Here is a 20813-nt window from a genome sequence, read left to right on the forward strand (position 1 = left end):
ATTCTCAACCAAAATAGAGTGGCGAGAATTTTAACATAGGCGTGTCAATGACAACTATATTTCCCCTTTCTTCTGTTCAGGGGGCAGGAGGTAAGTAAGTATGTTTCCGCGCCCCATGCTACTATTTAGCGATACTCACCCTTAAAAAGGTAACGACATGATTTCCGATAATTTAGGCAAAGTACTACATGATAAGGCAACTCGTGGGTTGTCTTTGTCCGATGAAGAACAAGCACAGTTACAGGCGTGGTACGACGAGCAGGATGCGCAGGAGGCAAATCTGTTGGCATCCGCCCCTGGGATCAGTGGAGTTTCCCGGCTTCAGGCGCAGATAGATACCACACTGGTACAACTGATGAGCATGACCCGCCGGATTCAGGAGGTCATGTCAGAAAACAATGCATTGCGTCAGGAGATTGAGGGCTTGCGCCATCAGTTGGTGACTTCTATTCCATTGAAAAAAACGGCGTGAGCATTACAGCAGAGACTCGCTTGCTGGTACGTGAGCGGGCGGGGTTCGCCTGTGAGTTCTGTGGTGTTACTGAAACGGACACTGCTGCTGAGTTAACCGTTGACCACTATCAACCTCAGGCAAAAGGTGGCAGCGATGACCCTGATAATCTGATTTACAGCTGTACCAAATGTAATGCTTTCAAGTCAGATTATTGGCCTGATAGCGATGTACAGCCCGTTCTGTGGAATCCACGTATTGAGTTGCAAACCTGCATCTGATTGAGGCCGCTGACGGTTTGCTGTATCCCCTGACGCCTACGGGCAAGTTCACCATAGAACGTTTGCGTCTGAATCGTTCTCCGTTGATACGCAACCGGTTAAAGCGTTCACAGCGGGCGAAAGAGTTAGCGTTATTGCAGCGTTACAGCGAACTGGTGGCGTTGCTTGAAAACATGAACGGTCAAATGTCGTTATTGATGGATGAACAGCAAACACTGCTAAAAGAACAGCGGGATTTGTTGCGGCTGTTGCTACGCCGCAAATAAGAAATAGTGGCGATTATTCTTGTTCCCCCTCGCCCGCTTAGCGGGAGAGGGGGTCAGGGGGTGAGGGTCTTACCCAATCACACCCTTCTCTTTCAACAACGCCTCAATCTCCGGCATGATACCCGGATCATCAATCGTTGAAGGCACCGCATAAGGCTGCCCGTTCACCATTTGCCGCATACTCTTGCGCAGAATCTTGCCGGAACGGGTTTTGGGCAGACGCTTGACGATGTAGGTATCCTTGTAGCAAGCAATCGCGCCGATGCTGCTGCGGATCAGCTGTACCAGTTCCTTGCCAAGCTCAGCTTCGTCAGCTTCCACGCCGGACTTCAGCACCACCAGACCCATCGGAATCTGACCCTTCAGGTCGTCATCGCGGGCAACAACCGCACATTCGGCAACGGACGGATGGCCACCCACGACTTCTTCCATCTCGCCGGTAGACAGGCGATGACCGGCAACGTTGATAACGTCGTCGACGCGACCCATGACGAATACATAGCCGTCTTCGTCGATGTAGCCGCCATCACCACTGGCGTAATAGCCAGGGAAGGACGAAAGGTAGCTGTCCTTGAACTTCTCGACATCACCCCACACGGTTGCCAAACAGCTAGGCGGCAGAGGTAGTTTGAGCGCAATGTAACCTTGCTCGTTGGCACTGAGTTCTCTGCCTGCATCGTCAAGGATTTTGACGTTGAAGCCGGGCGTAGGCACGGTGGAAGAACCCAGCTTGACCGGCATAGGCTCAATACCTTGCAGGTTGGCGGTGATGCCCCAGCCGGTTTCGGTCTGCCACCAGTGATCGATGACCGGTTTGCCGGATTTTTCCATCAGCCATTCCTGAGTTGGTGGGTCGAGACGTTCGCCAGCGGAGAAGATCGCCACCAGATTGCTCAGGTCGTATTTGCCGAAGAATGCACCTTCGGAATCTTCCTTCTTGATCGCGCGGAACGCAGTCGGTGCGGTGAAGAGGGTCTTGACCTTGTACTCTTCACAGATGCGCCAGAAAGCGCCAGCATCCGGAGTCATGATCGGCTTGCCTTCGAAAACAATGGTAGTGCAGCCGCGTAACAGCGGTGCATACACGATGTAGGAATGGCCTACAACCCAGCCCACGTCAGACGCTGCCCAGAACACATCGCCCTTGTCGACGTTGTAGATGGCCTGCATGGAATAGTTCATCGCCACTGCATGACCGCCATTTTCCCGCACCACGCCTTTCGGCTTGCCGGTAGTGCCAGAGGTATACAGGATGTACAGAGGGTCAGTGCCCTTGACCGGCACGCAGTCAGCAGGCTCAGCCTTGGCATACAGCTCGTTCCAGTCGTGGTCACGGCCTTCGATCAGGGTAGAAGTGGCTTGCGGGCGCTGGAAAATGATACAGCTTTGCGGCTTGTGGGAAGACAGGGCAATGGCCTTGTCCAGCAGTGGCTTGTACTCAATCACGCGCTTGATTTCGACACCGCAGGAAGCGGAAATCATCACCTTCGGCTGCGCGTCTTCGATACGCACGGCCAGTTCCGGTGCCGCAAAACCGCCGAACACAACGGAATGGATAGCACCCAGACGCGCCACCGCCAGCATGGAAATGACCGCTTCGGGGATCATCGGCATGTAGATGATCACGCGGTCGCCTTTTTCTACACCCAGCTCTTTCAGCATACCCGCTGCTTTGGCAACTTCATCGCGCAGTTGGGCGTAGGTGTACTGAGTTTTGGTATCCGTTACCGGTGAGTCGTAAATGATCGCCAGCTGGTCGCCACGGCCTTGCTCAACGTGATAGTCGAGCGCCATGTAAGCGGTGTTCATTTCGCCGTCGGCGAACCAGTGGTAAATGCCGTGCTCATCCTGTGACAGGATATTTTCAGGGTTTTTAAACCATTTCAGGGCAGCGGCTTTCTCTTTCCAGAAACCTTCAGGGTCATTCATTGACCGTTCGTATTCGGCTTTGTAACTCATGTGTTTGACTCCTCCTCATTCTTAAAATGCGTCGCCGGGCACTCGTACCCAACCTTCCATCAAAATACGCGCACTGCGGCTCATAATGGCCTTGGTCACAGTCCACTCACCGTTGACCTGTTGAGCTTCCGCGCCCACCCGCAGCGTACCGGAGGGATGCCCGAAACGCACCGCATTGCGCTCGCCGCCACCGGCAGCCAGATTCACCAGCGTACCCGGTACGGCAGCGGCAGTACCAATCGCCACCGCAGCGGTGCCCATCATGGCGTGATGCAGTTTGCCCATCGACAAGGCGCGCACCAGCAGGTCAATTTCAGAACCGCTGATGGTCTTGCCGCTGGATGCTACATAGTCAACAGGCGGCGCAACAAACGCAATCTTGGGCGTGTGCTGACGGGTCAGTGCCTCTTCCGGGGTCTTGATCAAACCCATGCGTAAGGCACCGGCCACGCGGATTTTCTCAAACCGCTCCAGTTGTGCCGGGTCGCTGTTGATGGCTTCACGCAGTTCCGTGCCGGTGTAGCCAATATCCGCTGCATTCACAAACACGGTCGGAATACCAGCAGTGATCATGGTGGCCGGGAAGCTGCCCACGCCAGGCACATCCAGCTGATCAACCAGATTGCCGGTCGGGAACATGCTGCCGCCGTCTTCACTGTCATCAGACGGGTCAAGGAATTCCAGAATGATTTCCGCCGCCGGGAAGGTCACGCCATCCAGCTCGAAATCGCCGGTTTCCTGCACCTGACCGTCACGCACCTGTACGTGCGCGATAATGGTCTTGCTGATATTGGCCTGCCAGATACGCACAGTGCAAACACCATCCTGCGCCAGACGTTCGGCATCAATATAGCCAGCGTGAATCGCGAAAGCACCGGCAGCGGTGGACAGGTTGCCGCAGTTGCCACTCCAGTCCACGAAGTCCTTGTCGATGGCGATCTGGCCGTAGAGGTAATCCACGTCATGATCAGGGCGTGAGCTTTTCGATAGGATTACGCATTTGCTGGTGCTGGAAGTTGCGCCGCCCATACCGTCAATATGCGCGGAATAGGGGTCAGGGCTACCAATGACGCGCTGGAACAGGCGGTCACGGGCTTTACCCGGCACCTGTGCTACTTCCGGCAGGTCTTCCAGCCGGAAGAACACACCTTTCGATGTGCCGCCACGAATATACGTGGCGGGGATTTTGATTTGTGGGATCTGGGACATAATTGTTCCTTTCCTGTTAAACCTTTACCCTCACCCCAACCCCTCTCCCAGAGGTAGAGGGGCTAAGAGTCGGGGCAATTTCTTGCTCCCCCTCTACCTCCGGGAGAGGGGGCTGGGGGGTGAGGGTCTTACGCAGCTCCTTCCAAAAAGTCCTGCGCAAACCGCTGCAGCACGCCGCCAGCCTTGTACACACGCACTTCAGCAGCCGTATCCAGACGGCAAGTGACCGGAATACGCACGGTTTCGCCATTCGCACGGTGCATGACTACGGTCAGGTCGGCACGTGGGGCAATTTCACCTTCCACATCATAAGTTTCGGTGCCGTCGATGTTGTAGGTCTTGCGGGTTTCGCCAGCCTTGAACTCCAGCGGCAGCACGCCCATGCCGACCAGGTTGGTGCGGTGGATGCGCTCGAAACCTTCCGCCACGATCGCTTCCACGCCCGCCAGACGCACGCCTTTGGCCGCCCAGTCACGCGAGGAACCCTGACCGTAGTCAGCGCCTGCCACGATGATCAGGTTCTGCTTGCGCTCCATGTAGGTTTCAATCGCTTCCCACATACGCATGACCTTGCCATCCGGTTCGACGCGGGCGAGGGAGCCTTGCTTCACGGCACCATCGACCACGGCCATTTCGTTGATCAGTTTCGGGTTGGCGAAGGTAGCACGTTGCGCGGTCAGGTGGTCGCCACGGTGGGTCGCGTAGGAATTGAAGTCCTCTTCCGGCAGACCCATCTTGTGCAGGTATTCACCCGCTGCACTGTTCATCAGGATCGCATTGGAAGGCGACAGGTGATCCGTGGTGATGTTGTCCGGCAGCACGGCCAGCGGACGCATACCCTTCAGGGTGCGTTCACCCGCCAGCGCGCCTTCCCAATACGGAGGGCGGCGGATGTAGGTGGACATCGGACGCCAGTCGTACAGCGGGCTTTTCGCCGCTTCCACTTCGCCCAGATCAAACATCGGGATGTAGACTGCCTTAAACTGCTCCGGCTTGACGGACGCAGCAACGATAGCGTCGATTTCCTCATCAGTTGGCCAGATGTCTTTCAGCATGACCGGGTTGCCGGACTTGTCAGTGCCCAGTGCATCCTGCTCAATGTCGAGGCGTACCGTACCGGCGATGGCGTAAGCAACCACCAGCGGCGGGGAAGCGAGGAAGGCTTGCTTCGCATACGGGTGGATACGGCCATCGAAGTTACGGTTGCCGGAAAGCACGGCGGTCGCGTATAGGTCGCGGTCAATGATTTCCTGCTGGATTTTCGGGTCGAGCGCGCCGGACATGCCGTTACAGGTAGTGCAGGCGAAAGCGACGATGCCGAAGCCCAGTTGTTCCAGTTCCGACAGCAGACCCGCTTCTTTCAGATACAGCTCGGCTACCTTGGAACCCGGTGCGAACGAGGATTTCACCCACGGCTTGCGGATCAGACCCAGTTCGTTGGCTTTCTTCGCCAGCAAACCGGCAGCAACCACGTTGCGTGGGTTGGAGGTGTTGGTGCAGGAGGTGATGGCAGCGATGATGACTGCGCCATCCGGCATCAGACCTTGGGCTTCTTCAGCTTTGGCGGCTTCCAGCTTGGCTTCGTCAGCAATGCCGCGCTCGTGCAGGGCGGAAGTTGGCAGGCGACGGTGTGGGTTGGACGGGCCTGCCATGTTGCGCACCACGGAAGACAGGTCGAATTCCAGCACGCGCTCGTATTCGGCGGCTACCATCTGGTCAGCCCACAGGCCGGTGGTCTTGGCGTAGTTTTCTACCAGTGCCACCTGCTCAGGTTCGCGCCCGGTCAGTTTCAGGTAGTCGGTGGTCTGGCCGTCGATGTAGAACAGCGCCGCCGTCGCGCCAAATTCCGGCGTCATATTGGAAATGGTGGCGCGGTCGCCGATGGTGAGACTGTCCGCACCTGCGCCGAAGAATTCGACGTAGGCACCCACCACACGTTCCTGACGCAGGAATTCGGTGATGGCCAGCACGATGTCAGTGGCGGTAATGCCCGGCTGACGTTTGCCAACCAGCTTCACGCCCACGATGTCCGGCAGGCGCATCATGGAGGGGTGGCCGAGCATGACGGTTTCCGCTTCCAGCCCGCCGACGCCGATGGCGATAACGCCGAGGGAGTCGATGTGCGGGGTGTGGGAGTCCGTGCCGACGCAGGTGTCAGGGAACGCAACGCCGTCACGCGCCTGAATCACCGGCGACATTTTTTCCAGATTGATCTGGTGCATAATGCCGTTACCGGCAGGGATCACGTCGACGTTCTTGAACGCAGTCTTGGTCCACTCGATGAAGTGGAAACGGTCTTCGTTACGACGGTCTTCGATTTCACGGTTTTTGCGGAAGGCGTCCGGGTCGAAACCGGGGGCTTCCACCGCCAGTGAGTGGTCGACGATCAGCTGGGTAGGCACGACCGGGTTGACCAGTGACGGGTCGCCGCCTTGATCGGCAATCGCGTCACGCAGACCAGCGAGGTCTACCAGTGCGGTTTGGCCGAGGATGTCGTGGCACACTACACGTGCCGGATACCATGGGAAATCCAGGTCGCGTTTGCGCTCGATCAGCTGTTTGAGGGAATCGGTCAGTGCTTCCGGCTCGCAGCGGCGCACCAGTTGTTCTGCCAGCACCTTGGAGGTGTAGGGCAGTTTGGTGTAGGAACCGGACTGGATGGCTTCAACGGCTGCCTGGGTGTCGAAGTAGTCCAGGTTGGTTCCGGGTAAGTTTTTGCGGTATTCGGTGTTCATAATATCCTGATTCTTGCTCTCCGAAGAGGGCGTATGCAATACGCCCCTACAGGGATGATCTGAGTAGGGGCGTATTGCATACGCCCTCTTTGCTACGGCATTCTTTTAACCACGCTTTGCTAGCGGCACAAACTCCAGCCCTTCCGGCCCGGTATAGTTCGCGCTCGGGCGAATGATCTTGCCGTCTTCGCGCTGCTCAATCACATGCGCACCCCAGCCAGTCACGCGCGAAATGATGAAAATCGGCGTAAACATGTCGGTCGGAATGCCCATCTGCCCGTAGGAAACCGCCGAGAACCAGTCCAGGTTCGGGAACATTTTCTTCAGTTCCCACATGGTGGATTCCAGGCGGTCAGCGATGTCATACATCTTCATGTCGCCGTTTTCTTCCGCCAGTTGTTTGGCAACGCGCTTGATCACGACGTTACGCGGGTCGGAGATGGTGTAAACCGGGTGGCCGAAACCAATGACGATTTCCTTCTTCGCAACACGTTCACGGATGTCGGCTTCCGCTTCATCCGCGCTGTTGTAGCGGGTCTGGATGCGGTGGGCAGCTTCGTTCGCGCCACCGTGTTTGGGGCCACGTAGCGCACCAATCGCGCCGGTAATGCAGGAATACATGTCAGAGTTAGTGCCAGCAATGACGCGGGCGGTGAAGGTGGAGGCGTTGAATTCATGTTCCGCGTACAGAATCAGGGACGTGTGCATGGCACGCACCCAGGATTCGCTGGGTTTCTCACCGTGCAGCAGGTGCAGGAAGTGCCCGCCGACAGTTTCGTCGTCGGTTTCCACGTCGATTACACGGCCATTGACGGCATAGTGATACCAATATAGCAGCATGGAACCGAAACTGGCGATCAGCCGGTCGGTGATGTTGCGGGCGTCGGCAGCAGGCATGTGCTCCTTTTCCGGCAGGCAAGCGCCGAGGACAGAACAGCCGGTGCGCATCACATCCATCGGGTGGGTAGACGGCGGCAGGGCTTCCAGCGCCTGCTTGACCGGCATCGGCAGGCCACGCAGGGATTTCAGCTTGGCTTTATACGCTTTCAGCTCAGCAGCGGTCGGCAGTTTTCCGTGTACGATCAGGTGGGCAATTTCCTCAAACTCGGCCTGTTCGGCGAAGTCGAGAATGTCGTAACCACGGTAGTGCAGGTCGTTACCGGTACGGCCTACGGTACAGATGGCGGTATTGCCTGCGGCAGTGCCGGACAAGGCGACGGATTTTTTGGCTTTTGGCAAAATCTGTTCAGACATGAATCTCTCCTCCTGATTCCTTACTCTGCGCCTTTTTCGGCAAACAACTGGTCCAGTTTTTGTTCGAATGCGTGGTAACCGATGGTGTCGTACAGTTCCATACGGGTCTGCATGGTGTCGATCACATTCTTTTGCGTGCCATCGTTCAGCAGATGGGTGTAGACATTTTCGGCAGCTTTGCACATCGCACGGAAAGCGCTCAGCGGGTACAACACCAGCTTGACGCCAACACCGGCCAGCTCCTCGGTGGTGTACAGCGGGGTTGCGCCGAATTCAGTGATGTTGGCCAGTACCGGTACGTTCACAACCTTGGTGAACTCGGCGTATTGTTCCAGTTTGTTCATCGCTTCCGGGAAGATCATGTCAGCGCCTGCTTCCACACACGCCATGGCGCGGTCGATGGCGGATTGCATACCTTCAACCGCCAGCGCATCGGTACGTGCCATGATGACGAAACTATCATCAGTACGGGCATCCACCGCAGACTTCACACGGTCAACCATTTCCTGCTGGGAAACGATGGCCTTGTTGGGGCGGTGGCCGCAACGTTTCTGCATAACCTGGTCTTCGATGTGGAAACCAGCTACACCAGCCTGAATCATTTCTCGGGTTGCACGGGCAATATTGAAGGTACCACCCCAGCCGGTGTCAATGTCGACCAGCAGTGGCAGGGAAGTGACCGCAGTAATGCGTTTGGCGTCTTCCAATACATCGTGCAGGGTGGTAATGCCCAAATCCGGAATACCTAAAGAGGATGCCGCAACACCACCACCAGACAGGTACAGGGCTTTGTGGCCTACCTTTTCGGCAATGATGGCGCTGTTGGCGGTTACGGCCCCGACGACTTGCAGGGGGGGAGTGGCTTCAACTGCCTGACGCAGCTTTTGACCGGGAGAAAGGGTTTGCTTTGCTGTCATATTCCTCGTCCATCATGTCACTGATACTTTTCCATGCCCCGCTGATATGGCGGCGCATGAGCATTTCGGCCAGTTCACCGTCGCGGTCGGCAATCGCCTCGACGATATGGCGGTGTTGTTGCAGGGCAGGGCGGGTGCGTTTCGCCAGGCGGCTGGTGCGGTAACGGCACATGCGCAGCAACTGGTATAACTCGCCTGCCAGTAGGTCGATCAGCATCTGGTTACGGCTACCCAGTGCGATCTGGTAGTGAAAGTCGAAATCACCTTCATTCTGGAAATAAATCTGCCCTTCGGTGGCTTCAATCTGCTCGGCATGTTTGTCCAGCAGTTCCTTGAGGTTGGCAATTTCGGCTTCTGTCATGCGGGTTGCGGCGGTACGGCAGGCCATGCCTTCCAGCGCTTCGCGCACGGCGTACAAATCCGCCATCATCTCGCGGTTCAGGGTAACGACACGTGCACCTGCATGTGGTATACGCCTAACCAGGCGCATCCCTTCCAGCTGGCGCAAAGCTTCGCGCAAGGGGCCGCGCCCAATGCCGTAACGTTCCGCCAGATCGGCTTCGTTCAGTTTTTGCCCCTGGAGCAATTCTCCCGTGATGATGGCCTGTGTCAATCGTGTAGAGGCGACATCTGCCAGTGTGCCTTCTGGTGTTGTATGTGGTGCTAACATGGTGTGGTTCCTACTGGATTGTTGACAATCTCTCTCTTAAGTATACATATTCCGACGAAAAACTGAAGTTTTTCTTTCAATTTGTAGACAAAATAAAGCTTTATTTTTGTATTTTGTCTACAGTAACCGTTAAGCTGGGAAGTTTTGACATGAGACGGGTAGAACAATGGTAAAATGCCCTACCATCAGTTGTTCAATGATTCCAGAGAGTTTTACGTATGAATAAGCATAAAGTCCGCAAAGCCGTCATCCCGGTCGCAGGTCTGGGTACGCGCATGTTGCCTGCCACCAAAGCCATCCCCAAAGAAATGCTACCGATCGTGGACAAGCCTCTGATCCAGTACGTAGTCAATGAATGCGTAGCCGCCGGTATCAAAGAAATCGTGTTGGTGACGCATTCCAGCAAGAATTCTATCGAGAACCATTTTGACACCAGTTTTGAGCTGGAAACCATGCTGGAAAAGCGCGTCAAGCGCCAGTTGCTGGATGAAGTGCGCTCGATCTGCCCGACTGATGTCACCATCATGCATGTGCGCCAGGGGCAGGCGAAAGGGTTGGGGCACGCCATCCTGTGCGCCCACCCGATTGTCGGCAACGAACCAGTGGCGGTCGTGTTGCCGGATGTGATTATCGATGATGCCGCCAGCAACCTGACCCAGGACAACCTGGCCGCGATGCTGGAGCTTTACGACGAAACTGGCTTCAGCCAGATCATGGTTGAGCCGGTGCCGATGGAAAAAGTGTCTTCCTACGGTGTAGTGGACATTAACGGGCACGTACTGGAACCTGGTGGTTCTGTGCCTATGACGGCCATCGTGGAAAAACCCCGGCCAAACGAAGCACCTTCCAATATGTCGGTAGTAGGCCGTTATGTGTTGTCGCCGCATATCTGGGGCTGGTTAAAGCGTACCCCGCTGGGTGCGGGTGATGAAATCCAGTTGACTGATGCTATTGGCTTGCTGATGCGCGAATACCAGATCAATGCCTTCCACATTACCGGCAAGAGCCACGACTGCGGCTCCAAGATGGGCTACATGCGGGCAAACATCGAATACGCATCCCGCCACGCCGAGGTTGGTGCACGCTTCAATGCTTTCCTGAAAGAATACGTGAAAACGCTTTGATCCAGCCGCTGCCGCATCCGCTTGACGAGCATTTGGCCGGGCTGTTGTCGCGGCTGGATGCAGGCCATGCCGATGCACGCAATCTGCAGGCGTTGGTCAAATACGTCAGCGCCCGTACCCGTGATGGGGTGATTGCCGCGCCTTTGGCGGATGCGCCGGTGACAGACTGGGAATCGCTACATTCTTCACCGGTGATTGGCCAGGAAGGCGAATATAAGCCCCTGATCCTGAGCGCTACCCATGCCTGGTTATACCGCTACTGGCTGTATGAGGAACGGCTGGCACGTTGTATTAAAGAGAAAATCCCCCCTATCCCCCCTTTTTCAAAGGGGGGGATAGAGAGTGTGGAGGGGGAGGTTTCTGATCTCCAGCAGCAAGCTGTCGAGCTGGCCAAAGACAGCCGTTTCCTGATCATTTCCGGCGGGCCAGGAACCGGCAAGACCACGACAGTTACCCGTATCCTTGCCCATCTGATTGAGGCGGGAACCAACCCTGCCCGCATCCTGCTGGCCGCGCCTACCGGTAAGGCAGCAATGCGGATGCAGGAAGCCATCCGCGAAACCCGCCAGCGTCTGGCTTTACCGGAAGAAGTTTCCAGCCGTATCCCTGATCAGGCCAGCACCTTGCACCGCTTGCTGGGGTATATCCCCAACCGGGTGGGTTTTCGCCACCATGCCGACAACCCGCTGCCTGCGGATGTCGTGATTGTGGATGAAGCCTCCATGATCGACATTTCCCTGATGACACATTTGTTTGAGGCTGTGCCGCCAGACGCGAGGCTGATTTTGCTGGGTGACAAGGATCAGTTGGCGTCGGTGGAAACCGGCTCGATTTTCCGCGACTTGTGTAGCGGCGATGCTTTGGCCGGAAACCGGGTAGTGCTGCAAACCAGTTACCGCTTCGTTGCCGAAGATGGCATCGGCCAACTGGCGCAAGCCATCCGTCGCGCGGATGAAGGGCATTTGCTGGCAGTGCTGGATTCGCCCGCCTACAGCGATGTGACCCTGGATGAATCCCCGGCAGGGCTGGATACCGACTGGCTGCGTAACGGCTGGCGGGATTATGTGGCAGCGGTCAGCGGTGGTGGTCGGGAGGCTGTATTCCGTGCATTCAACGCCTTGCGCATCCTTACGCCACTGCGCAAAGGCCGGTTGGGGGTGGAATCGCTGAACCCCTGGGTGGATGGGGTGATGCAGCGCCTGTTGCCCGTCCACGATGGCGCGCAAAAGCCCTGGTATGCGGGCAGACCGGTCATGGTCACCCAGAATGACTACCGCCAGAACCTGTTTAACGGTGACATTGGCATTGCCTTGCCGGATGAAAACGGAGCCTTACGTATCTGGTTCCCCGCGGGCGAAGCGGGGCAATACCGTGCAATTGCGCCGATCCGGCTGCCTGCGCATGAAACAGCCTGGGCGATGACCATCCACAAAAGCCAGGGGTCGGAGTTTTCACGGGTTTTACTGATCCTGCCGGAAGGCGAAGATTTGCCTTTGTTGGGACGCGAATTGTTGTATACGGCGGTGACGCGGGCAAAACAGGGGCTTCACATCTTGGCCACCCGCGCGACGCTGGGCAGGGCATTGCGGCAGGTAACACCGCCCGCATCCTGTTTGCAGGAACGTCTACAAGCAGACAAAACGCCGGGGCAGGCTTAACGCAACTGGAACTTCTCGATCCGGTAACGGATTTTTTCGCGCGTCGTGTTCAGTACCCGCGCGACCTCGGTCACATTACCATCATGCATAACCAGCATCTGGCTGATGATGTTGCCCACCATGTCGTCCAGCCCCATGCTGCCATCCAGCGGGAAGCAAATGTTGCCGGAATCTCCGCCATTATCGGGTGGTGCAGGCATCCCTGCCGGGACTGTCGGCAAGGTGGCAGGTGTGGTGGGGCTGTTTTCAGCATTCTCCGGTAATGGCGCGGCCTGCAACTGCAACCACTGTTCCGGCAGCAGGCTGGAGGTGGAGAGCATCACGCAGCGTTCCAGCACATTGCGCAGTTCGCGCACATTGCCCGGCCATGGGTAACGTTCCAGCATGTTCCACACGCGCGGCGACAGTTGGCTGACTTTCTTGCCGGTTTTGGCGTTGAATTCGGCCAGCAGCGTGGGTATCAGTTCGCGCAGGTCAGTGGCGCGTTCCTTCAACGCAGGCAGGCGTAGCTCAAATACGCTCAGGCGATGGTAGAGGTCAGCGCGGAAATTGCCCGCGCTGATCTCGCTTTGCAGGTTGCGGTTGGTGGCGGCGATGATCTGGATGTCGACGCTGAGTTCGCGCTCGCCACCCAGGCGGCGCACTTTGCGGTCTTCCAGCACTTTCAGCAGTTTGGCCTGCAAATCCAGCGGCATTTCGCCGATTTCATCCAGGAATAGCGTACCGCCGTCGACCTGTTCAATCAGCCCGCGGTGGCGGCCTTTTGCGCCGGTGAAAGAGCCTGCTTCGTGGCCGAACAGTTCTGACTCCATCAGATCCTTGGGGAGGGCGGCACAATTCAGTTCCACCAGTGGTTCCTTGGCGCGGGTGCTGTTGTAATGCAGGATACGCGCGGCCAAGCCCTTGCCGGTACCGGTTGCGCCGGTCAGGATCAGCGCGCTGTAGGGCACTTGGCTGAGCTGTTGCAGCATCTGCCGGGTCTGTTCCGTGACCGGGCTGCCGCCGATGAAACTGTCGACTGTGTAGCGCTGGCTGGCATCGTTAGCCCCGGCCAGCAAACGGCGTTGCGCCTGGGCGCTGCGCATGGCGCTGTGCACGGTCATGTCTAGCTGTTCCTGCGGACACGGCTTGGTCAGGAAGTCAAAAGCGCCGAGTTGCAGGGCGCGTACCGAGTCCGGTACATCGCCATAGCCGGTCAGGAATACCCATTCGCAACCGTTGAGGCTGGCGGGGTTTTCTTCCAATAAGTCCAGCCCGTTGCCATCCGGCAGGTTGAGGTCGGAAAGCACGACCAGCGGGTCGATGCTGCGGCTTTTCAGCTTACGGCGGGCGTCAAAGCAGTTTTCTGCCCAGATGGCCTCATAGCCTTGCTTACGGTAATGCAGTTGCAGTTCGCTGCCCAGCAGGCGTTCGTCTTCGATAATGAGGATGGTGTCAGACATGGTAAGAAGCCTCTGATTGAATCCGGCAAACATTCAACAATCCCAGGATTTTCTCACATTTGGCTCGCTTCGAGCGTAGGCTCCCTGGAGAAATTAAGAAGAATTAATCTGGAACAGGATGTAAACAAAATGCTAAAACGGGTGGGTGATGCCAAATAGAGTGAAACACATGAAATACCTGCTGGCCATTATTCTCTGGGCAATAGTGCCCACCGCTGCATGGGCTGCTGACGCCGGAATCGCCACCGCGCACCCGTTGGCGACCACCGCTGCCAAAGAAACGCTTGCCAAGGGTGGCAACGCTTTCGACGCTGCCATCACTGCCGCTGCCGCACTGGCCGTGGTCGAGCTGTATGGTTCCGGGCTGGGTGGGGGCGGTTTTTGGTTACTTCACCGCGCCGAAGATGGCTTTGAAACCATGCTGGATGGGCGCGAAACCGCGCCTGCCGCTGCCACCCGCGACATGTACCTGGATACAACGGGCGAACCCATTCCCAATGCCTCCCTGGAAGGCCCACTGGCCGCAGGCATTCCCGGCGTGCCTGCAGCACTGGATTACCTCGCCAGCCACTACGGCAAGCTGCCGCTGCGCGAGTCGCTGGCTCCCGCCATCCAGCTGGCGCGGGAGGGTTTCCCGGTCGATAAGGCCATGCGCCGCCATCTGGCGTTTCGTCAGGAGCTGCTGCGCAAGTACCCTGAAACCAGCCGTATCCTGCTCCCCGCTGGCAAGTTGCCGGACATCGGGGATACCATTCGCCAGCCCGAACTGGCCCAAACCCTGGAATTGCTGGCGGAAAAAGGCCGCGCCGGATTTTACGCAGGTGAATTCGCCGAACAAATGGTTGCCGCTGTCAAGGCGGCGGGCGGCATCTGGTCGCTGGACGACCTGAAAAACTATCGGGTTAAAGAACGCGAACCCATCCGGGGCGAATACCACGGCATCAAGGTCACCACCGCCGCACCGCCATCCTCCGGCGGCATTGTGTTGCTGGAAATGCTCAATATGCTTTCCGCCTACGACCTGCCGAAAGCAGCGGCAGCCCAGCGCACCCACTGGCAGGTTGAAACCATGCGCCGCGCCTACCGTGACCGCGCCGAATACCTTGGCGACCCGGATTTCGTGGCAATACCCACGCAGCGTCTGCTGGGTGCAGACCATGCTGCCCGGTTGCGCGCGTCCATACAGGATGACAAGGCTACCCCCAGTGCGGATCTGAAACCGGTTGCGCCAGGCGTCAGTGGCAGGGGCATGAACACCACCCATTTCTCGATCCTGGACAAGGATGGTAACCGTGTGGCCGCCACGCTTTCCATCAATTACCCGTTTGGTTCCGGCTTCATGCCTAAGGGAAGCGGTGTATTGCTCAACAATGAAATGGATGATTTTTCCATTCGCCCCGGTACGCCGAATGTCTACGGTCTGGTAGGTGCGGAAGCCAACGCTATCGAGCCGGGCAAGCGGATGCTTTCCAGCATGACGCCAACTTTTCTGGAAGATGGCAAACGCATCGCCATTCTCGGTACGCCGGGTGGCAGCCGTATCATCACCATGCTGCTGTTGGGCACGCAGGCATTTGCCAATGGGGAAAACGCTAGCCGCATCGTCAACCGTAGGCGTTTCCACCACCAATACCTGCCCGACAGCATCCAGTATGAGCCGGAAGCACTGGATGCCGATACCCTGTTTGAGCTGGAAAGCATGGGGCACAGCCTGTCACCGCAGGATGACGCTTGGGGTAACATGCAAGCAGTCATCCTCGACAAGCAAACTGGCACTGTGGATGCCGCTTCTGATGGCCGTGGGATAGGGCAGGCGGCGACAGTCGCCTACTGATTAGGGTGCCGTGCTACTGGTTTTGCCCGTCCGTTGCTGACAAGCCTTCCTTGATCACATCCAGCGGCACTTCCATTAGGTTGGGTACGTCCGGGGTGAAGGTGTTGCCGTTGTCCTCAGGCACTTCAAACGTGACCGTGGCGGGGGCTGGGTCGTAAGCCGGGGCAGCAACTGGCGGAGCGTCAAGTTGTACCGGTGGCAATTCCGTGGTGGGTGGGGGCAACGGTGTGATGGAGGTATCAGCGGGAATCTCCAGTGCACCTTGTACCGGGATGTCATCCGGTACGCTGACTTCCATCGGCGCTACCGGGGCGGATGGGGTCGCGGTGATGGTTGCCGAAGATGTGTTTGTGGGCGTCATTTCGCCGCCAGCGGTTGGCAGGGTTGGGGGAACGGTAGCCGGTTCGGGTGGTGTCGACGGGTAGCCAATGCTATTGGGCACGGCGGGTGGCGCTGGTACGGCAGTTGCTGTTGGAGTAGGCGTTGCCACGGGGGGGGGGCTGACGCTTGCCGGTTCTTCGCCCGGCTTGAAAATGCCCATCGCCAGGGTTTCCCGGTAACGTTTTTCCAGCGCAATTTGTTCTTCCACCAACGCATCCAGCTTGTATTTGCCGATCAGGGACTGGCTCTCGTCGAGCCAGCTGCGGGCGGTTTCGGTGTCGCGCTTGCCCAAGTAGGAAACGGCTTTTTCCTGTTGCAGGGTGACAAGCTTCTCCATCAGCTTGAGTGCTTCCGATTGGCCGGGGGATTTTTCCAGCAAGGTACTGAGGTAGGCGACGGCGCTTTCGCTGCGTTCATCGCCAGAGTTGAGGTTGCCGTAACCGATGGCACGGCGGGCGCGTTCCAGGTATTGGGTGGTGTTTGTGTCTGCGGTTTCGGCGTTGGCGTCGGTGGTATTTTTATCGGCATCTGCGGCTTTTGCCGTATCTGGCTCGCCGTTATTTTCAGCGCTCAGGGCGGCTTTGCGTTTGGCTTGTTCGGCTTCGGTTTCCAGGCTGACCTGGCGTTTCAGGCTGTCAGCCAGGGTGAATTCGGTAATCAGCCGGTCAGTAGCGGCCAGCAATTTACCAGCTTCTTCGGCTTGGCCTTGTATCAGCAGGTTTTCGGTTTCGGCGTGCTGGCCGTTGACCATTTGCGCCAGCAATTTGCGGGTCTTGATGTTGTCCGGTTCCAGTGCGACAGCTTTGCGCAGGTAGTCAAGCGCGGCTGGGGTATCCGGGTCTTCGCTGACCAGTTTGCCCTTGCGGATGGCGTCGGCGGCCTTGTCCTGCAAGCTGTTGATATCCTTGTCGGCTGCTTCGGCGGCGAGGCGTTCGGCTTCAAGCCGGGCGGCAGCAGTTTCAGCGGCAAGTTTGTCACGTTCGCGCTGGACACTTTCCTGATCCAGTGCTGGTGTGGGGGCATTTTCGTCGACCAGGGCGGCAGTCTCGGCAGGGGTGTTTTCCTGCAAGGCAGGAGCGGTAACGTTGACTGCCGTCTCAGTCGTCGGCTCTGCCGGTTTGCCGCCGGAAAGCCCCCAACTGGAGAGCAGGTGATAAGTGCTGATGGCGACAGTCCCGGCGGCGACCAGGGCGGCAGCGGGCAGCATCAGTTTGCGCTTTTGTGTGCGTTGCAGGGCGCGCAGCAGGGTAGTGGGGGTTTTCTGGCGTGCGGCGCGTTTCAGGTTCAGCCCTTGTTGCAGCACTTGCCAGGCGTCAGGGCGCAACTTGCGGATGCTGGCCGGGGAAAGGTTGCGCACAGTGGCTTCCAGGGTGCTTTGCTTGCCGAATGGCGGTTCGCCTTGTAGCAGGTGATAGGCGATGCAAGCCATCGAGAATGTGTCATCTTCGGATGTGGGCAGGTCGCCCAGCAACACTTCCGGGCTGATGTAGCCGGAATGCAGGGTCTGGCGGTGGCGGTCGCCGTGGTTGTTGTTATAAGCGGAGCGTAAGGCGGCAGCGACTGGCGCGGTCAACAGGCAGGGAGTTTTTTCGCCCAGCAGGATGGAACCCGGTTCCAGGTAGCCGAAAATGCCTTCCGGACGCTGGTTGGCGATGGTGCTGGCAAGGCTGTCGAGCAGTTCTGTGGTGTCTGGTATTGGCATGCCGCGTTCATCCAGTTCCGCCAGCCGTTCAGACAGCAACATGCCGCCAATGCTGGGTATGACCATCCAGCGGATGCCTTCCGGGGTTTTGCCGTCATCGCTGACCTGCGGCATACCCGGCACGGGCTTCTGGTAGGTAGGGAGTACATGGCCAAAAACCTGTTCAAACACCGGGTTTTGTGCCAGCGCGGGCAGCAGGGTAAAAACCAGTACGTTGGTCTGGTTGCTACCCTCGGCAGGCTTCATGTCCTGTGCCCAGTAAAGCTTGCCGAGCGCTGTTTCCGCCATGCAACGGCGTAGGGCGTAGCGCTCTTGCAGGAGGGGCAAATCCTGCGGTTTACTGGTTTCCAGGATAGGCTGGTTGGAGAAAGGCATTGAAAACTCCCGCGAATTGACGCCGGTGGTCGTTAAAATGGGGTGATTATACGGAGATTGTATCGTTTCCGCACATTTTCAGATGCCCCCCTCTATTCCCCATCGCCTACCCATTCCCCGACCCTATTTCTTTTTCAGCGCACTTTCGTGGAACAATTGCCCGACTGCTTCAAGCGCAATCAGTTCGTCGGCGTCGCCACGGATGGTGGTTACCATGTGGGGTGGAACGAACGCGCCCGCGCCCTGTGCTTTCGGCGCGACGATCTGGTGGGCTGCCGCCAGTTCTGGTGCAATGGCGGCGCGTAGCGCATCGTAGGAGGGGTAATTTTTGCGGATTTTACCCACTAGCGTATCGAACAGCATCACCAGTTCAGGCGGCGGTGGGTTGCTGCGGCTGAACCCCATGGAGTGGAAGATGCCTGGCCGTAGCCACAGCAACAGTTCTGCCTGGGCGTTGGAGACATCCCAGGTTTCCCGTTGCTGGCGGGGGATGGCGGTCTTGACAAAATGGTCGATCATGTCTGCTGTGTCCCATGGGCGGAACACCAGCCCGCCGCCGGCCAGTGGCCTGCCGGGCAGGCGATCCTTGAGTGGCTGTAGCCAGTCAGGGGCGGGTTCCATTTCTACCAGTCGGTTCTGTTCGGAATTCTGCATGAAGCTGTCGGAGCCGTTGCCGTAATAATCCAAGTGCTTGCCGTTTTTCCAGAAATCAGCGCCTTCGTTAAGCATGGGTTGGACTTTAGTCCATTTGCCAGCCCCGAACAGGGCGTTGACGCTGGCCTGGTTCAGCGGTGCGTTGAGGCCAAGGTTAAGGGCCAGGTGCATTCCTGCTTCGGAGCAATACACCTGTTCGGCCTGGCTGTGCAGTTCCGCCAGTGCGTTGCGGTCACCGAGCACGGCGTTCATGACATAGCCGCCGAACTCCATCACCTTGGCGTAGGTGTTGGTCATCAGGTTGTCATTGCCATTGTAGTCGGGCGGGAATTTGGTGACTTTTTGCAGCAGCATCGCCCAGGTGCGGATATTGTTGATGTAGGCGCGCTGTTCGCCTGGCCCAATGTTGCCGAGAAATTTGACCCGCCACAGCAGCGAGGGGTAGTCCTTGGGGTTGACATGGCCTGCCGAGTGTTGGTTGGCGTAGCTGCGTGGGCTGTCAGTGGCGACCATGCCTTCGGCCACGCCGATGTAGTTGCGGACGTGGGTAATGCTGAACTTGAGCATTTCCACGCCTTTTTCCTCATCCAGAAAAATGGGCTGGGTAATCTGCCGGTTGCCAGGGTTGTGGTGGGAGGAGCCGATATACCATTCGCCCGGCAGGATGAAGCGCGACAGGTCACGCTGTTTGGTTTTCCAGTCGTTGTTGTAGGCAATCAGGCGTATGTCCTGCTCTGTGTGGACGTGGGTAAAGGCTTCTTCCTGCTTGCCGCCAACCTCGATTTCCTTGGTGACCAGGCTGCGGTTGGTTTTGAGGCTGGAATCTTTCCACAATACCTGCGCTGCCGCCGGGTTGATGTCGTACAGGGATGGGGCCAGCGGGCGGTCGTAACGTTCCTGTGGGTGCTGGGCATACCAGCCATCCGCTTGCGCCAGGGTCATGGTGGTGAGTTTTGGGGCCATGATGAAATCCTCCCAGGTTTACGGTTGTTGGGCGGCGGCGTTGATGCGCTGATATTGGTTGGTGTTGCCCGTACCGCTGACCAGGGAAAGTTCCAGGGTTTCTCCGTCAGCGTTGAGGATGGAGTAGCACATGGCGTCTTGGCCTTTGAGTTGCAGGCAGGGCATTTCCGCGATTGCCTGGCCGCAGGTTTCGGGGCAGGATGCCAGTACCTCGTAGGGGCTGGAGTCCAGCGGTTTGCCGTCGTAAATGTTGCTGTAGGCACTTTCGTTGATGGACAGGCGGGCTTTGGGGTCTTGGGTGGATTGCCAGTCGCCGACCAGGTTTTCACCCAACATGCCGAGGTCGAGGCCATTATTGCCACTTTGCTCCTCGATGGCAGCGGCAATTTGCTCGGCATTGCTGATGGATTGCTGGAGGTTGGCGCAGTCGGTTTCGTCCATCGGGGCAGTAAATTGCAGGCTGGTGGGATCCTTGACGACCAGAATGCCGTTGTCATTGACCAGATCGCCGGTGCCTTGCAGGAGTTGATCGCCCTCCAGCTTGAAATAGGTCTCTTCCATCTGGATGGAGCCTTCGATCATGTAGGTGTGGCTGGCCTTGATCAGGCCGTCGTTGATTTCGCCGTTGAGCACACCGTGTGCACCATCCTTTTCAAACGGTTCCCAAATGAAGTAGCCGGAAATGGCGTTACCGTCTTGCTGGAGTTGGACGGCAGTGAGGTCTTTTCCTTCCATTAGCGAGAAACAGCGGGTTTGTGCGTTGTTGGTTTCCATTTTGCCGGTTGGGGGCAGGTTGGGGGCGGGCTGTTCCGTTTTACCACCATCACAGGCTGATAACAGGGCAATAGCCCCCAGCATGACGGCATAAATCGAATCTTTCATGGATATTCCCTCACAGTTGCTTGGTGGTTGTTTGCGATGTCCAAGAGTCATGTACG

At 57.6% G+C, this 20813-nt stretch carries 16 protein-coding genes; 6 read left to right on the forward strand and 10 right to left on the reverse strand.

All coding sequences use genetic code 11. The features are described from left to right. The first annotated feature begins 157 nt into the window (after positions 1-157). The 3 genes from THINI_RS01845 (at position 158) to THINI_RS26955 (ending at position 998) form a co-directional block, all read left to right on the forward strand. Positions 158-472 carry a hypothetical protein gene (locus tag THINI_RS01845; RefSeq protein WP_002706984.1) on the forward strand — a complete coding sequence of 105 codons (315 nt, stop codon included), beginning with the start codon at positions 158-160 and terminating at the stop codon, positions 470-472. Continuing rightward, positions 469-732, forward strand: coding sequence for an HNH endonuclease (locus THINI_RS27115; RefSeq protein WP_169314577.1), 264 nt, complete (start codon positions 469-471; stop codon positions 730-732). The genes THINI_RS01845 and THINI_RS27115 overlap by 4 nt, the downstream gene beginning before the upstream one ends. Before the next feature lie 134 nt (positions 733-866). Continuing rightward, on the forward strand, positions 867-998 hold the full coding sequence (locus tag THINI_RS26955; RefSeq protein ID WP_281054667.1) for a hypothetical protein: 132 nt from the start codon (positions 867-869) through the stop codon (positions 996-998). A gap of 69 nt (positions 999-1067) precedes the next feature. Here THINI_RS26955 and THINI_RS01855 read toward each other — a convergent pair whose 3' ends face one another. From THINI_RS01855 to THINI_RS01880, 6 genes are all read right to left on the reverse strand, one after another. Then, positions 1068-2957, reverse strand: a complete 1890-nt coding sequence (locus THINI_RS01855) for a propionyl-CoA synthetase (RefSeq protein WP_002706985.1) — start codon at positions 2955-2957, stop codon at positions 1068-1070. A 21-nt stretch (positions 2958-2978) separates the two neighbouring features. Continuing rightward, positions 2979-4166, reverse strand: coding sequence for a 2-methylaconitate cis-trans isomerase PrpF (gene prpF / locus THINI_RS01860; RefSeq protein ID WP_002706986.1), 1188 nt, complete (start codon positions 4164-4166; stop codon positions 2979-2981). Positions 4167-4294: 128 nt separating this feature from the next. Then, positions 4295-6901, reverse strand: a complete 2607-nt coding sequence (acnD, locus tag THINI_RS01865) for a Fe/S-dependent 2-methylisocitrate dehydratase AcnD (protein ID WP_002706987.1) — start codon at positions 6899-6901, stop codon at positions 4295-4297. 105 nt (positions 6902-7006) lie between these two features. Then, on the reverse strand, positions 7007-8155 hold the full coding sequence (gene prpC / locus THINI_RS01870) for a bifunctional 2-methylcitrate synthase/citrate synthase (RefSeq protein WP_002706988.1): 1149 nt from the start codon (positions 8153-8155) through the stop codon (positions 7007-7009). 20 nt (positions 8156-8175) lie between these two features. Further along, positions 8176-9072, reverse strand: a complete 897-nt coding sequence (gene prpB / locus THINI_RS01875) for a methylisocitrate lyase (RefSeq protein ID WP_002706989.1) — start codon at positions 9070-9072, stop codon at positions 8176-8178. Beyond that, a complete protein-coding gene (locus THINI_RS01880) occupies positions 9020-9742 on the reverse strand; it encodes a GntR family transcriptional regulator (protein WP_002706990.1) in 723 nt (240 codons plus the stop codon). The genes prpB and THINI_RS01880 overlap by 53 nt, the downstream gene beginning before the upstream one ends. Positions 9743-9960: 218 nt before the next feature. Here THINI_RS01880 and galU point away from each other — a divergent pair, with 218 nt between their 5' ends. After that, the gene (galU, locus tag THINI_RS01885) at positions 9961-10866 is read left to right on the forward strand and encodes a UTP--glucose-1-phosphate uridylyltransferase GalU (RefSeq protein WP_002706991.1); all 906 of its coding nucleotides are present in this window, start codon (positions 9961-9963) and stop codon (positions 10864-10866) included. Further along, the gene (gene recD / locus THINI_RS01890; protein WP_002706992.1) at positions 10863-12524 is read left to right on the forward strand and encodes an exodeoxyribonuclease V subunit alpha; all 1662 of its coding nucleotides are present in this window, start codon (positions 10863-10865) and stop codon (positions 12522-12524) included. The genes galU and recD overlap by 4 nt, the downstream gene beginning before the upstream one ends. Here recD and THINI_RS01895 read toward each other — a convergent pair. After that, positions 12521-13966 (reverse strand): sigma-54-dependent transcriptional regulator, encoded by a 1446-nt coding sequence (locus tag THINI_RS01895; protein WP_002706993.1) that lies wholly within the window; start codon positions 13964-13966, stop codon positions 12521-12523. The genes recD and THINI_RS01895 overlap by 4 nt on opposite strands. Positions 13967-14135: 169 nt before the next feature. Here THINI_RS01895 and ggt point away from each other — a divergent pair, with 169 nt between their 5' ends. After that, positions 14136-15800: a gamma-glutamyltransferase gene (gene ggt, locus THINI_RS01900; protein WP_002706994.1), complete on the forward strand. Its 1665-nt coding sequence runs from the start codon at positions 14136-14138 to the stop codon at positions 15798-15800. A gap of 13 nt (positions 15801-15813) precedes the next feature. Here the strand turns inward: ggt and THINI_RS01905 are convergent, their stop codons facing one another. The 3 genes from THINI_RS01905 to THINI_RS01915 form a co-directional block, all read right to left on the reverse strand. Continuing rightward, positions 15814-18258 (reverse strand): tetratricopeptide repeat-containing protein kinase family protein, encoded by a 2445-nt coding sequence (locus tag THINI_RS01905; protein ID WP_002706995.1) that lies wholly within the window; start codon positions 18256-18258, stop codon positions 15814-15816. A gap of 123 nt (positions 18259-18381) precedes the next feature. Continuing rightward, complete coding sequence (locus THINI_RS01910) at positions 18382-19875, reverse strand: hypothetical protein (protein WP_002706996.1); 1494 nt, start codon at positions 19873-19875, stop codon at positions 18382-18384. Between the two features lie 18 nt (positions 19876-19893). Continuing rightward, a complete protein-coding gene (locus THINI_RS01915; protein ID WP_002706997.1) occupies positions 19894-20757 on the reverse strand; it encodes a hypothetical protein in 864 nt (287 codons plus the stop codon). Between the last annotated feature and the right edge of the window lie 56 nt (positions 20758-20813).

The sequence above is a fragment of the Thiothrix nivea DSM 5205 genome (assembly GCF_000260135.1).
Taxonomy (GTDB): domain Bacteria; phylum Pseudomonadota; class Gammaproteobacteria; order Thiotrichales; family Thiotrichaceae; genus Thiothrix; species Thiothrix nivea.